Source organism: Edaphobacter sp. 12200R-103, from assembly GCF_010093025.1.
Taxonomy (GTDB): domain Bacteria; phylum Acidobacteriota; class Terriglobia; order Terriglobales; family Acidobacteriaceae; genus Edaphobacter.
On the sequence record NZ_CP048114.1, the window covers coordinates 2703467 to 2718886 of the forward strand.

Below are 15420 nucleotides of genomic sequence, written 5' to 3' on the forward strand. Positions count from 1 at the left end.
TCCCCTACAACTATGGTCGAGTAGTTCCCAGGAGACTGGAAACCATGTTCGAAAATGCCCTTTTGTTGGAGAATCCTGCCACGGCACGTAAATTGCTTGTAGACAAGGCGTGCAGTATAACGCCTGGAAAATGGTGACCGGCAGCTTGCAAAACGAACAGATCTCACAGGTGGTCCTTACCGACCCCGATCCGCTTCCACCGGGCATTGCTCCCGTTCGGGTCCCCCGAAACGTCTGGCTCGCCGGCTCGGCTTTGGTTCTTCTGCTGATCGCGCTCTATTACCGGATTGGTGTCAAGCTGGTCATCGACTGGTACAACATACCCGATTATTCCCACGGCTTCCTGGTCCCGTTGTTTTCATTCTTCCTGCTCTGGGATAAGAGAAAAAAGATCGCCGTGACTCCGGTTCAACCGAGCTGGGGGGGACTTCCGATTGTTGTTCTGGGGTTGGTGACCCTGATCTTCGGGGTGTACGGGGTCGACCTTTTCACCTCGCGAATCTCCTTCGTGATTCTGCTGAGCGGGTTGATCTGGACCTTCCTGGGACGCGCCATGCTGCGCCAGCTTTGTTTTCCCGTTCTGGTTCTGTTGCTGGCCATCCCCTTCCCCGCCATCATCTTTAATCAGATTACGTTTCCTCTGCAGCTTCTGGCCTCAAGGCTGGCGAGCACCATCCTGCCTCTGCTGGGCGTTCCTACCCTGCAGGAGGGCAACGTCATTCAGCTTCCGGTAATGAAGCTGGAGGTGGCAGAGGCGTGCAGCGGTATCCGTTCGCTGATGAGCCTTTTCACCCTGGCTGTCTTTTATGGCTACTTTCTGGAACGAACGACGCGCCGGCGCCTGATTCTTGCCCTGGCCAGCATCCCGATCGCTGTGGCGGCCAACGCCATCCGCATTGTGGGAACCGGGCTATGCGTTCAGTACTGGGATCCTGCCAAGGCGCTGGGATTCTTTCATGAGTTCTCCGGATGGGTCATGTTTGTCATCTCACTTGGGTGTCTGTACCTGATCCACCGTTTCATGCTCATCGTCGCGCCCCCGAAGGAGACAGCAAACGCATGAAGCTCCGATTCTGGACCGTTGCAGCCCTGATGCTTGTAACTCTTGCTCTGCTGATTCACCGCGGAGATGCGGACAATGTTCCTGCCAGCGCCCCGCTCAGCCAGATGCCTACCGTCATCGACGGCATGTCCTCGCAGGATATTCCGCTGGATCAGGACGTGCTGTCTGTTCTCGGCAAGGGTGATTTTCTGAACCGCGTCTATGTCGCGCCCGCGGTGCAGAACGTTTCGACGAACTCCCCGGCGCGGTATCCGGTGGGACTGTTTATCGGATACTTCGCGACGCAGCGCACCGGACAGTCCATTCACTCTCCGCAGCACTGTTTGCCGGGAGCAGGCTGGACCTTTGAGTCGTCGCAGTATACGCATCTGCAGGATACTCGTGGTGAAGACTTCAATGTCGGAGAGTACATCATCAACAATGGCGATACCAGGCAGTTCGTCATCTACTGGTATCAGGCCCACGGGCGCAGCATCGCCAACGAATACAAGGCGAAGGCCTACATGCTGGCGGACGCTATCCGCTACAACCGTACCGATGGGGCTCTGGTCCGTGTCATCACACCCATCGCCGGATCCGAACAGGTTGCTGACGCGCGCAGGCGGGCCGTCGACTTTACAGCTCATATGACTCCATATCTGTCTCAGTTCATTCCGAACTGAGACGTGCACGAACCAATGCCGGCCCTGGAGGGTTCGGCGCAAAAAACAATCCACCTCGGCATACGTTTCGGGGATGGACGATCGATGAGGAAAGGTGAAATGAAAATCTCCCGGACTTCCGCTTCAGTTCGCATCTCTGCCGCGGTGATTGCAGCTTCTCTCGCGCTGGGCTTTACCACGGGCTGTTCCCGCGATCCCAACAAGCAGAAACACAAGTACCTGGAAAGCGGTAAGCGCTATGCCAACGAGGGCAAGTACAAAGAGGCTACGATCCAGTTTTCGAATGCCCTGAAGGTCGACCGCAACTTTGCGGACGCCCACTTTGAGCTGGCCAAGGTCTACCTGAAACAGGGATCGGTGATGACCGGCTACGCGGAGTTGATGCGCACCGTGGATCTGGCGCCCGGCAACGAAGAAGCGCGCATCGAACTTGGAAACCTTCTTCTGGCAGGCAACGCGCAGGACAAGGCGGCCGATCAAGCGAATGCTGTTTTGTCGCAGGACAGCAACAACGCCGATGCCTATGCCCTGCTCTCAGCCCTTGCGGCCCGTAAGGGAGACCGTGCAACTGCGCTGACCCAGATCCAGAAGGCGCTGTCGATCGATCCCAAGCGCGCAGCCTTTCACACCACGCTGGGAGTTCTTTTCGCCTCGGATCCTGCAACCGCAGACCAGGCAGAGGGCGAGCTTCGCAAGGCAGTCTCCCTGGATGACAAGAACGTCGCCTCGCACATCGTCCTGGGCAACATGCTGCAGAAGAAGGGCGACCTGAACGGTGCTCTGGAACAGATGAACGCCGCCGTCGCTGCCGACCCGAAAAACGTAATTGCGCGCTCCAGCCTGGCCGATCTTTATATGCGCCAGAACGACACGGCGAAGGCGGAGGCGGTGCTCCGCAAAGCGGCCGAGGAGCTTCCGGGGGATGGAACCGCCACGGACATGCTGGCGAACTATTATTTCCGTAGCAACCAGGTGGACCGCGGCGTCCAGGTTTACTCCGACCTGGTCTCCAGCCATTCCAAGAGCATCCCGCTCAAGCTGGCCTACGCTCGCCTGCTGATCGCAAAGAAGGACATTGGCAAAGCCCGGGAGATCGCCCAGGAGCTGGCCAAGACCGACAGCGAGCTTCCGCAGGTCGCCCTGCTGAACGGAATGCTGCAATTGAATGATGGCAAGGCGAGTGAGGCTGTCGATACGCTGCAAAAGGCATCGAAGGCAAACCCCGAAAACCTTCAGCTTAAGATCTGGCTGGGCCGTGCGGCCTCGACCAAGGGAGACACCCGGCTTGCTCAGCAGGCCTTTCAGGATGCGATTCGCCTGAATCCCCGGAGCACGGAGGCACAGGAGGGGCTTGCGCAGATCTCCATCAGCCGCGGCGACAATACGACGCTCGCGCAGCTGGGAGATGCGACCATTGCATCGACGCCTCAATCCCCTAACGGCTACCTGTGGCGCGGCATGGCGGAAGGAAGCCAGAAGCTCTATGACAAGGCAGAGGCAGACTTCAAAGAAGCCATCAAGATGGATCCCAACAAAGCAGACGGCTACCTGCAGATGGCAAAGCTTCGCCTTATCCAGAAGAATGTCCCTGAGGCTCGCAACATGCTTGAGCAGAGCCTGACGCATAATCCGAACTCCTCTGGAGCGCTTCGTCTGCTCGCCGCAGCGTATGTCTCCGACAAACAGACGGCCAAGGCGATTACGCGCGTTCAGGAGCAGATCACCAAGTCTCCACAGAACGGCGATATGTATAGCCTGCTTGCGCAGCTGCAGGGTGCCAACGGCGATACCGCCGGCGCACTGACTTCCGCAGAGAAGGCCATGCAGATGAATCCCAACGATCCGGTCGCTGCCGTGGTTTACACCCGCGCGGTCATCAGCAGCGGCGATCCGGGAAAGGCGCTTGCCAAGTGGCAGCAGTGGACCAACGAACATCCGAACGACGCCCAGGGATTTACCATCCTTGGAACTCTTCAGGAGGCCCAGGGCAATCGGGATCAGGCGATCAACGCGTATAAGAAGGCGCTTCAGATTCAGCCGGATCAGCCCGTTGCATCGAACAACCTGTCGTATCTGATGATCGAGACAGGACAGAATATCGACGTTGCACTCTCGCTGGCCCAGGTGGCGCGACGTGGTATGCCTGATTCCCCCAGCACGGCAGATACGCTGGCGTGGGCTTACTATCACAAGGGAAACTACACGTCAGCGCGCGATCTGCTTGAGGACGCCGTCAAGGCCAGCCCGAACGATGCCGCTCTGCATTACCACCTGGGCCTGACCTACAGCAAACTATCCGATCACTCGGACGCTACAGTTCATCTGAAGAAGGCAGTCAGCCTGGCGCCAAACAGCCAGACCGCAAAAGACGCCGAAAAGGCGCTCAGCCAATTGAGCTAACTATGCATTTCTCCGGCCGGACCTGCCTTTCATATGGAGGTCCGGCCCTTACCTCTCTGGAAGTCGTGTGAACACAAAGACAATTGCCCGCAATACAGCCTGGTATGGGCTGGAACTTCTGATCGGTTTCGGAACCTCGCTGATCACCTCCATCGCCATCGCCCGAACACTTGGGCCGGCGAAGATGGGCTATATCATCTACGTCACCTGGATCACAGGAATCGTGAGCCAGCTGAGTTCCGTCGGAATTCCCGTCGTCACCCGCAAATACATGGCGGAGTATCTGGGCGGCGGCGACTATACGACAGCACGCTTTATTTATTTCCGCACCCTGATCATCCAGACGCTGCTGGCTTCCGTTGCCACGCTCGGGGCTATCGCGTGGGTCTTCCATGACGCTCCGGCAGATTATCGAATCGCCGCGCTTCTTCTGGTGATTGGGATTCTGCCTTCGATGAGCAATTTCGTCTCGGCGCAGGCAAACGTTGCCGCGGAGACACTTTCAGCAAACCTGCCCGGCTCTCTCGCCTCGACGGCCACATACTTTGTGCTCACGCTCATGGCTGTGTTTCTGAACTGGGGCATCAACGGCATCGCATTTGCCATGTTCGCGATGAAATGGGTGGACTGCCTGGTCCGGCTCTTCCCCACCATGCGGCGCATCATGAAGTGGGACAGCGGCCACGCACATCCGCCGGAAGACCTGCGCGCCCGGATGGTGAGCTTTGGCGTCCAGAGCCTGACGGGCATGCTGCTTACACTGGTGGTCTGGGATCGCTCCGAACTCTTCCTGTTGAAGCATCTGACTCCCGATATCCGTCAGCTCTCGTTCTACTCGGTTGCCTTCAGCCTGGCGGAACGCCTGCTTATCTTCCCAAACATCTTTGCCTCCGCCAGCGGTGCGAGCATCTACGCGCAATATGGCCGCGACAGCTCCAGACTTCCTGCCATGGCGGCGGCTTCCGCACGTTATCTTGCGATGGTCTCCCTTCCCCTCCATATCATCGCCACGCCGCTGGCCGCTCCGGTCATCATGGTTCTTTATGGCAAACAATACGCAGGAGCTCTGGTGGTAGCATCCTTTGCTCCCCTGCTTTGTCTGCCGAAGGCCTTCCTGGGCCCTATTCAGACAATGTTTGAAAGCTACGATCAACAGAAGTACTTCATTACCACAACGATCGTCGCCTCCTTCGTCGACATCGGCGTGGCGTGGCTCCTTATCCCCTCGCACGGAGCTCTGGGCGCCTGTCTGGGAAGCGGCGCAGCGCAGTTTACGGCAGTGATCTCGATGTGGGCTATCGGAATTGCACGCTACAAGATCCGGCTTCCCTGGGGCTTCTTCTTTAAGCTCTCGGCCATTAGCGGAGTTGCAGCCCTGGCGGCCTATGGAGCTGTCAGCAGGCTAACCCCTTTGCCCGGCCTCATTGCCGGATCGGTAATCTCAACGGTGCTCTTTATCACGCTGGGCTATATGTTCAAAATCCTGGAGCCGGAAGACCGTGACCGCTTCAAGGTTATTACCAACGCCTGCCCGCAGTCGGTTGCGGCACCGATCAACTACCTGCTGGACCGGTTCACCCGTCAGCTTACGATGGATTCGCCCAGCATCTAGATAAGCAGCTTCGTCCAGCTCCATCAAAAAAAAAATGAGTGAGGAGAAGACCCCCTCACTCTTGATTTGACCTGTCAGGATGTAACAGAAAGCAGGGCTCCCGGCACCTCTTCCTGAAACATTGCCCGGCAGATTTACCTCAAAACTCTGGTTCTCTCTATTTGCAGATAGATAGCCAAACAGAAGCTATTTGAATTGAGCAACTTACTAATTTAGCCCGAGGATTTCGCTGCAACCTTTTGCGGCTCTGGTGAGAAATTTGGCTCACCTTCACTCACAGTCGGAGGATAGAATCGGCCCTTGCAAGCCCCATCTCGAGATTCTTTTGCGTCCAACCACTAGAGAGTGCGAAGCTAACGGGGGCAGGTGCCCGCAGACAGGATTCAGGGTCACAAACTTTGATAAAGCTATCGATACAATGCAGCGTCGTTGCCTTGGCAGCGCTTCTTCTGGGTGTGTCTTCTCTGTGCTTTGCCGCACAGCCGTTAGGCGGCAACCTGCTGGATGACGGCTATAGGGACATGTATAACCTTCGCTTTGCCGATGCGCATGCGAAGTTCCAACAGTGGATGTCGAGCCATCCCCAGGACCCCATGGGGCCTGTCTCGGACGCGGCAGCGTCGTTGTTCAGCGAATTTGAAAGGCTCAAGATAATCGATGTCCAGCTCTTTGCGGATCAGAGCCGTTTCGACAGCCGGAGCCGTCTGACTCCGGATCCCAACCTCCGCAAATCGTTCGAGGACCGGCTGAACCAGGCGTCGGACCTTGCGGCCGCTGCGTTGAAGCAGAATCCGCACGATGCGCGCGCGCTCTATGTAAAGACCCTGATCTGCGGAATGCGTTCCGACTATGCGCTTATGATCGACAAGAAAGACCTTGCCGCTCTGAACTACAGCAAGGAGGCCAGTGCGTATTCGAAGCAGACCCTGGAGGCCGACCCGCATATGTACGACGCCTATCTGGCCTCAGGGGTGGAGAACTACATGCTCAGCCTGAAGTTTGCTCCTGTACGCTGGCTGCTTACCCTGACGGGCGCCTCCACCAGTCGCGACGAGGGCATACGCCTGCTGAAGCTGACCGCCAGCCAGGGACACTACCTGGCTCCCTTCGCGCGAATGATGCTGGCAGTGGCTGCTTTACGGGAAAACCGCCCGCAGGAGGCGCGATCGATCCTCATCGATCTCAAACGGGAGTTTCCTATGAATGCGCTGTATGATCGCCAACTCGCGCTGATCCACTGATCCCATCCATCTATCGATCCTGCTCCATAAAACTTTTGCATCGCAACGGTGACAAAAGCATGTAGGCTGAAGAGGCTTTACGCCACACCTACCGCACAGCACAAGAGAGTGAGAAAAGGCCCGCACGATGCAAATCGCCTCCGTAGGAACAGCCTATCCGCAGCATCGCTATCACCAGTCCGTTATCGCTGAATCTCTTCGGGAACGTTGGCAGCACAAGATGGAAGAACCCCGTCTGCTGACCCGTCTGCACGCCAATTGCGGCGTTGAGTACAGGCATACCGTCTTTCCGATCGAGCAATATCCTGCGCTCGACACCTTCCGTAAGACGAATGATGCCTGGATCAAGGCAGCGGTCGATCTGGGCCAGCAGGCAATCTGCCGGGCTTTGGACTACGCAGAGATCGGGCCGGAGGAGATCTCGGCCATCTTCTTTGCATCCGTCACCGGAATCTCAAGTCCTACCGTGGATGCCCGGTTGATTAATCGGCTTCCTTTCCCTGAGACCATCAAGCGAACGCCGATCTTCGGGCTCGGCTGCGTTGCAGGCGCTGCAGGCATCTCGCGTGCGGCAGATTACGTGCGTGCTTTTCCCAAACAGTATGCCTTGCTGCTGTCAGTAGAACTCTGCTCGCTCACGTGGCAGGACAATGACCAGTCCATTGCGAACCTCATCTCATGCGGTCTCTTCGGAGACGGCTCTGCGGCGGTTGTGATTGCAGGAGCAGAGACTGAGCTCGCCCGCCGGAATCGTGGACCACGGATTCTGGCGACGCGATCGACCTTCTACCGCAATACGGAACGCGTGATGGGATGGGACATTGTAGAGACCGGATTCAAGATCGTTCTCTCTCCCGATGTGCCGCGAGTCGTTGAGGAGAATCTTCTGCGCAACGTCGAAGACTTTCTTGCCGAAAACAAGCTGACCCGAGACGACATCTCCACCTACATCTTCCACTCGGGAGGCCCGAAGGTGCTGGAGGCTATGCAGAGCTCTCTTGGACTGCCGCAGGATGCCCTGGCGCCGTCGTGGAAGAGCCTGCGTGAGGTGGGAAATCTCTCTGCCGCATCTGTCCTCGCCGTCCTTGAGGATTACTTGAAGGTGCATCCGGGTGCTCCGGGCACATACAGCATTCTGGCGGCGATGGGGCCGGCCTTCTGCTCGGAGCTCGTGCTACTGCAGTGGTGATCGGCACTGCAGCAGCTCTGCTTCCACTTCTTCGCTCAGGGCCACAATGACGGATCGAAAGATGGGTCAAAGAGAAGGATCCCTGTCTTCTGCCTCAAGCACCATAGACTCCACGGGCAGAATACAGGGATTCTTCGCCTTGCTCAGAATGACGGTCTAACAGCCAGCGACATTAGCGAGAGCTGCTCCAATCGCTGAGAGCATCTTAAAAAAAACAATTGCCCTGCAGACCTTCACCAGGTTCGATGAAGATCTGCAGGGCAATCTTGTTGGACCAACCTCCGGGTTTAGAAGTTGATGCGTCCTGCAAGCTGAAGCAATCGAGGTTCGTTGGCCTGTGTGGTGATCTGTCCCATCTGGGACGACCCGATTGAAGTATTCGGTGCTCCGAACTGCACGCGGTTGAACAGGTTGAACGATTCAACACGGAGCTGAAGCACAAGACGCTCACTCAGGTGCGTGTCCTTGAACAGTGCGAAATCGAAGTTGGCAATTCCTGGAGCACGCATCTGGTTATCCGTTCGGGATTCGTTTCCGAATCTGTAATTTCCAGGTGCTGCAAAACAGGCGGGATCATACATGGCTTTCTTGTTCGTCGAAGCATCTCCGAGTCGTGACTGAATAGACCCGGACGTCTCCTTCTTGCAGCCCGACACGATATTCGGGCGTGTTGTGCCGGTCAGCGCATAGGTGCTCACCGTGTTCTGAGCCATCGAGAAGCCCAGGGGGAAGCCCTTCTGGAAGGTCGTCACACCGTTGACTCCGTATCCGGAGATCAGGCCCCCAAGGAAGCCTGAAGCTCCCGAGCCCCAGCGCTTGTTCTTGCCGAAGGGAAGAGAGTAGACGTAGCTAACGGTCAGACGCTGGCGTGAATCGTAGCCTGAGAGCGAATACTCCCCGCTAAGGTCATTTGTGTTCTGAAATCCAGGAGCGCCAGTCGCCTCCAACCATGATGTCAACGATTCTGCATTGGTCATCAGCTTGGAGAAGGTATAGGAACCCAGCAATACGCCGCCTGAGGAGAGCCTCTTCTCCAACTTCATCTGGAGAGCGCTGTAATTGCTGACGCCAATATAGTTGCCTGTGTTAGAGATACCTCCATACTGCGGATAGGGGCGATAGAGCTGATTCGACAGAATGGTCGCATACTGCTGGTTGCCCTGGGTGAATTGTGAGCGGTCGAACGGATTGGCCACGCGCTTAGTCAGGAAGCAATTTGGAGGCAAGCTTCCAGCCGACCCAGCACAGCTGGGATCACCTGCTGCCTGGTCAAGGTACTGTTTCGAGACCTGGTTGATATTCCGGCTGACAGGAAGATGCGAACCATGCAGCCCAGAGTAAGCGGCCTCAAGAGCGATACCAAGCGGAAGCTGACGCTGAATGGCGAAGTTCCACTGGTACGTAGCGCCATTGTCTTCGGTGGCGGACAACGAGCTAGCCGAGCCTCCCAGCAGGAGCCGCTGATAGACCGGATCGCGTCCAGGAGCCGGGGTGATGCCGCCAGGCAGCGGGTTATCCAGCGTCGCGTTGGGGGTCAGTCCGGCATCGAGGGTCGAGACAGGATTGTTGGTGATATAGGAGAGCGGCGACTGTACCGGGGACTCCGGGAACTGGAGGTAAGCCGGAATGACAAACTTGCCCCATCCAGCGCGGATGACCGTCTTATCGTCCGGACGGAAGGCGAGCCCGAGACGAGCAGAGAAGTTGGAGAAGTTCTCGTTCCGCAGGCCCTTATCAGGATGTTGCGGCGAGTCGACCAGGTCGTATGCTCCCGTGACCGGACGGCCTGCGACAGAGATAGCACCCAGCACAGGATTGACTTCCGTGGGATTGAAGGTCGCCATCAGGTTGTGACGTTCGCGCCATACACCGGGAATCTCGTAGCGCAGACCGACATTCAGCGTCAGCTTGGAGCTGATGTTCCAGTTATCCTGCACGTAATATCCCTGATAGTAGATGGTGCTGTAGGTTGGAGGAGCAATCTGCACAACGCTTGGATTTGAAGCCTGGTCAACCATATATCCCATGAGGAAGGATGCGAATGGATGGCCGCTGACTCCATTGTTGAGCAAAGAGGACATATTCGGATCGAAGTTGAATGAACCGCCAGGATTATTGTTCTGGAAGTAATTCATCTCAAGGCGGCGGAGATCTGCACCGGCCTTGATGGTGTGACCCTTAATGGTCTTGGTGATGGTGGGAGAAATTACATAGTTGTTGTTGATGGAGAAGATGTAACCCGTACCGATGCCATTGACGGTTGGATTTGACAGGCCGATACGCGGAACTGTCGTTGAATTCGGAACCCGGTTCAGAGCCGAGATTGTTCCCATGTAAGACGGGAAGCCCAGCTGCGTCTCGTCATACCCCAGAGTTCCGGGGGTGCGTACGTAGTTCCACCGGGTGAAAGACAGATGGAGGTCGCCAATCAAGGAAGGACTGAAGAGGTATGTATCTCCGATCACTGCCTGATAGGTCTTGAAGGACTCCGGCGAGATCGGATCACCATTGATCAGACCGTTTTTATAAGGCTCTGAGCCTATGTTCTTAGAATTCCATTGTGTATAACGCCCGAAGAGACGCTGCTTGTCGCTGAGGGTAAAGTCAACACGGCCGTTGTACTGATCGTTCGTTCCACCGGCTCCGGCATATTGAACGAAGTTATTGGTAAGTCCTGGACCAGTCGGAGGCGCCCAGTATGGAAAGTTGAGCAGGTTTTTCGCAACCGGACTCCACCGCGAGGCAGGAATCACGTTTCCAACATACGGAGTGCGTGTACCGGTATAACCGGGGCAGCCTTGACCACCTGCGACCGTCCCGCCGCATGGATCATAGATCTGGCCGGGAATTCCGTTCGCAACTTTTACATTCGCCGAGGGAATGCAGAGCCCTGTTACAGGATTTTGGCCGTTTGTGCAGAGCTCGGAGAAGTCACCCTGGCGCATCTTCATGGTAGGAACGGTGTAGTTGTTGAGGCGCGACTGGGCCTGGCGGTATCCCTCATAGTTGAAGAAACCAAACAGGCGATCTTTGATAATGGGAAATCCTACTCTTGCGCCGAACTGATTTTGATGATACGGGTTTTTGCTCAAAACCTGGCTGGGGTTATGCTTCGAAAAGTACGGGGTCGAGTTGAAGATCGTATTACGAACGAACTCGTATACGGAACCGTGAATCTCATTGGAACCGGCCCTGCTGGCGATGTTGATCACGCCGCCGGTGTAGTTCCCGAATTCGGCAGTGTTGTTGCTGGTCTGCACGCGGAACTCCTGCACGGCGTCCTGCGACGGTACAAGGGCGGTAATGTTGCCATAGGAGATGTTGACCGGAGCGCCGTCATAGAGCGTCGCGCTCTGGTTGGCGCTGCCGCCGCCGATCTGGTAGTTGCCAGCGGCGAATACGTTCTGGCCTGTCAGGTTTCCGGAGGAGCTACCCTGCGGGACCACGCCTGGGACGAGGCCGACCAGCGCGAGAACGTTACGTCCGTTAAGTGGGATGTCCGTCACGGCCTTTCCCTGAACGATCTGGCCCAGAGCGGCGTTCTCCGATTGAATGATCGGAGCCTGCGAGGTTACCGTGACTTCTTCCGTCGCCGTGCCCACCGACATGTTGACGTTTTCGCGGGTGGCCAGGGCCACCTGAACTTCGACCGGGTTATGCGAATAACGTCGGAAGCCCTGCGCTTCAACTGTCAGCGTGTACTCGCCCGGAAGGATGGAGAGAAACTGATAGTCACCGGAGTCCGTTGTCATCGCGGTCCGCTTCTCACCGGTTGCGTTGTTGCTCAAGGTTACGGTGGCATTGGGAATGACAGAGCCCGTCGTATCCGTGATCGTACCCACTACAGACCCAGTCGTACCCTGAGCCCATGTGTTCTGTGCAAAAACCACAAAACACAGGGTAAGTGTGCATAGCATTACGAGCCTTAGAACTCGCATGGTCTTACCTCCTGAGAAAAGACAGGCGTGCCTGCCAGTGTTAATGTTTGGAAAGCCGTGTCTTCGCGGTGCGAGAGACAAAGAGGATTTCGCAAAGGGGATTTCCAATTTCGGCGGTTCACACTGTGATGTATCAATCTCACTTTGAACCGCCTTTTCCGGGTTTTTTGACACCCCAGAAGATGTAGGTACCGCTGCGCGTCGACGTGATGAGATCCATCGCGCCGTCGCCGTTGAGGTCACGAGCCAGTACATCGGATCCACCGCCGGAAAAGTTGTGGACCAGCTCAGGAACAAAGCGCGCACCTCCAGGAGCCGACTTGTCTCGCACTGTGCGGTACACATAGAGAACGGGGGCTCCATAGGGATCCGGATCGTAGAAGTCGTCCAGATGAGACCAGTACCGCTTGCCAGCGATAAAGTCAGGCACTCCGTCGCCATCGACGTCAGCAATGGTGGACGCGTGCGGCTCCGTGAACACTACACCTCCTGCACTCTCCTCAGGCGTGCGCCCCATCACAACGTGAGGAACGAAGGTGATCTCTCCGGAGGCGCTTCTCTTCTGTTCGAACCAGTCGATCCCCCAGCCGTGCGCCTGCATGGTGGTGACCACATCCGGCAGGCCGTCGCCATTGACGTCGTAGACGCCGATCTTCGATCCGCCGGCCGAGGTCCGGCCCCACTTGCCAAACGGTGCCGGGTGATAAGTCCATTTCGTTTCGGGACCGTTCTGCGCGGGCTGCTCCCACCATCCGTAGGTCCCCACGATATCCATACGGCCATCGCCATTGACGTCGCCGGCGCCAATGCCATGCGCGGGCCACGGGCCATGCTCACTTACCTGGTGGACGATCCACTTTTCCGTGGGATGGGCAGGGTCAGGCTTGGCATAGCACATGTAGCCGTCGCCCATATAGACAAGCTCCTGCTTGCCATCTCCATCCACATCGGCCAGGACGGTCTCTTCGCTTGCGATGGGGACGACGACCGTGTACTTCTCCCAGCGGCGCGACTCTCCTTTGGGGTTAACGTATAAAACCGCGCCAATTTTGCCCCCGCCTGAATGGCTCGTGGTTAGCACATCCGGCCAGCCGTCGCCTGTAAAGTCGGCGGCATGCTGAACCCAGTCCTCCTCCGAATAGTTCGTAGAGGCATTGACGACCTGCGCAGGGTAGATCTCGCGCGAGGTCGTATAGTCAGGACCGAAGTAGATAAACGGTCCGGAGACGATATCCAGCTTGCCATCGTGATTGAAGTCCGCCGCTGCCGCAGACCAGCCGTAGTAAAACTCGTTCACGCGCTGCATTCGGAAACCGGAGCCGACCTGCTCCTTCGGCCAGGTCTTCATCGCGATGTCTTTGTAGGCGATGGCGCGGAAATGAATGGTTGAGCCTCCCGAATAAAGGGCAAATGGGCCAAAACCATTCATGCCCTCCGTGGCGGTACTCACCGCATCTCCACCGTCGTTGAAGAAGGCGCGCAGAATGTCTGCATCCAGCAGAACTTCCACTTCGTTCCAGCCATCCTTGCGGAGGCCGCGCTCGGGGTGCTCAAGAGGAGCAGCAACTCCTCCCGGCATTGGGGGGAGCTCGGGGCGGCGGAAGGTTCTTGCAGGCGTGCCCGGAGGAGGAGCAGGCGGGGCGAAGCGAATCTGACCACCCGCAATGCGCAGCTTCGTCTTCTCGACGACCTTGCCGGAATTATCCAGGGTTACCTGATAGGCGGTGGGCTGCTGCTCCAGCGAGAGCATCACTCCCTGCATTCCGGTCGATTTTTTTTCGAGACGTAGAAAAATTCCGCCTGCGCACTCCGCTTCGCAGCGAAACTGAAGATAGACTGCCGTGTCCTGAGATGGCTTGTTGAAGACCAGCAGGCCCTCTCCCGCCGCCGTGATCTCGCCGTTGGAGGCCGTCCATTTGGCGTCTCCAACCTTGTCCCAACCTTGGAGGGAAGATCCCTTAAACGTGCCATCTGGCGCGAAACTTGGCGTTTGCGCCTGCAGGGTAGCAGCAGCACCGAGAGCAAACGCCCCCGCCATTGCCAGCTGCAGAAGAGCAGGGGCGCGGAAGATCTTTACAAAATTCGAATCAGGCGTTGTTCGCAATTTATTTTGCATAGTATGCAATGGCCATTTTTGAAGCGGAGCCATAATAGCATCGCGCCCAGCACGATTGTCGAGAGGCTTTTTCACAAAAATGCTAAAAATACTGATCGATTACTGGAGGGAGTTCCGATGCTGCGAACGATCGCAACCATACCAGCCGTTATTCTTCTTGGGATGATGCCCTTGAGCATGGATAACGGCCAATCGCCTGTCAAAAGCCCGGCAGAACGCTCTGCCGTATTCCCCGCTCATATAGAACGACTCGACCCTGCTGCGGACCGTATCCTTCCGAAGAACGCGGTTTGGCATCGGGTTGCCACCGGGTTCACCTGGGTAGAAGGACCTGTCTGGACTCACTCCGGCTCCCTGATGTTCGCCGACATCGCAAGCAACAGTATTCGCAAGGTTAGCGCTGACGGAAGTGTCACCCTATGGCTGCAGCCAAGCGGATATCGCGGCACGGAGCCATATGGAGGAAAAGAGCCGGGAACCAACGGAATGACCCTTGATTCTCGCGGCAGATTGACTGTAGCCGGCCACGCGGCACGAAATATCATGCGTTTTGAATCGATGGACCCCCACGGCCAGGTGACGATTCTGGCCGATTCGTACAACGGCAAGAAGCTCAACAGTCCAAACGACCTGGTCTACGCCCACGACGGTTCGCTCTACTTCACCGATCCGCCCTACGGCCTGAGGACACAGAGCGACAATGATCCTCATAAAGAGCTGAAGATCAATGGTGTCTATCGCCTTCCCAATGCGGTAGACCAGAAGCCCGGCTCAGCTCCGGATCGCGCGGCCCTGCAACTTCTGATCAGCGATCTTCCGCGTCCCAATGGAATTGCCTTCTCTCCAGACGGCAAATGGCTCTATGTCAGCAACTCTGACCCGAAGAAGTGGATGCGCTATCCGGTGAAGAGTGATGGCACGGTAGGAGAAGGGAGTATCTTCCTTGATGCCTCTGCCGATAAGCGAACTGGTGCTCCAGATGGGTTGAAGCTCGATACAGAGGGCAACCTCTATGCCGGCGGCCCCGGGGGCGTATGGATCATCTCACCCGCGGGCAAGCACCTGGCGACCATTCTGACCGATAAGGCAACTGCGAACGTTGCCTGGGGCGGTCCAGACGGCTCTACGCTGTACACGACGACGACAGACTCCATCTACAGTATCCGCCTCAACGCGAAGGGCATTCGCCCCTGATGCGG

General features: G+C 56.9%; 9 protein-coding genes. 7 read left to right on the forward strand and 2 right to left on the reverse strand.

Annotated elements, in window-relative coordinates; translation table 11 throughout:
* Nucleotides 1–145 precede the first annotated feature (145 nt).
* The 6 genes from GWR55_RS11280 (at nucleotide 146) to GWR55_RS11305 (ending at nucleotide 8167) form a co-directional block, all read left to right on the forward strand.
* The gene (locus tag GWR55_RS11280; RefSeq protein ID WP_238398359.1) at nucleotides 146–1063 is read left to right on the forward strand and encodes an exosortase/archaeosortase family protein; all 918 of its coding nucleotides are present in this window, start codon (nucleotides 146–148) and stop codon (nucleotides 1061–1063) included.
* Nucleotides 1060–1725, forward strand: coding sequence for an exosortase C-terminal domain/associated protein EpsI (locus tag GWR55_RS11285; protein ID WP_162402353.1), 666 nt, complete (start codon nucleotides 1060–1062; stop codon nucleotides 1723–1725). The genes GWR55_RS11280 and GWR55_RS11285 overlap by 4 nt, the downstream gene beginning before the upstream one ends.
* 99 nt (nucleotides 1726–1824) lie before the next feature.
* A complete protein-coding gene (locus GWR55_RS11290) occupies nucleotides 1825–4125 on the forward strand; it encodes a tetratricopeptide repeat protein (RefSeq protein ID WP_162402354.1) in 2301 nt (766 codons plus the stop codon).
* Between the two features lie 67 nt (nucleotides 4126–4192).
* Nucleotides 4193–5737, forward strand: a complete 1545-nt coding sequence (locus GWR55_RS11295; RefSeq protein ID WP_162402355.1) for an oligosaccharide flippase family protein — start codon at nucleotides 4193–4195, stop codon at nucleotides 5735–5737.
* Between the two features lie 434 nt (nucleotides 5738–6171).
* Nucleotides 6172–6978, forward strand: a complete 807-nt coding sequence (locus GWR55_RS11300) for a hypothetical protein (protein ID WP_238398360.1) — start codon at nucleotides 6172–6174, stop codon at nucleotides 6976–6978.
* 127 nt (nucleotides 6979–7105) lie between these two features.
* Nucleotides 7106–8167, forward strand: coding sequence for a type III polyketide synthase (locus tag GWR55_RS11305; protein WP_162402357.1), 1062 nt, complete (start codon nucleotides 7106–7108; stop codon nucleotides 8165–8167).
* A 287-nt stretch (nucleotides 8168–8454) separates the two neighbouring features.
* On the opposite strand, the gene GWR55_RS11310 is transcribed toward GWR55_RS11305, so the two are convergent.
* Both GWR55_RS11310 and GWR55_RS11315 read right to left on the reverse strand, forming a co-directional pair.
* Nucleotides 8455–12105, reverse strand: a complete 3651-nt coding sequence (locus GWR55_RS11310; RefSeq protein WP_162402358.1) for a TonB-dependent receptor — start codon at nucleotides 12103–12105, stop codon at nucleotides 8455–8457.
* 139 nt (nucleotides 12106–12244) lie between these two features.
* Nucleotides 12245–14221, reverse strand: a complete 1977-nt coding sequence (locus GWR55_RS11315) for an FG-GAP-like repeat-containing protein (protein ID WP_162402359.1) — start codon at nucleotides 14219–14221, stop codon at nucleotides 12245–12247.
* A 117-nt stretch (nucleotides 14222–14338) separates the two neighbouring features.
* Here GWR55_RS11315 and GWR55_RS11320 point away from each other — a divergent pair, with 117 nt between their 5' ends.
* Complete coding sequence (locus GWR55_RS11320; RefSeq protein ID WP_238398362.1) at nucleotides 14339–15415, forward strand: SMP-30/gluconolactonase/LRE family protein; 1077 nt, start codon at nucleotides 14339–14341, stop codon at nucleotides 15413–15415.
* Nucleotides 15416–15420 lie beyond the last annotated feature (5 nt).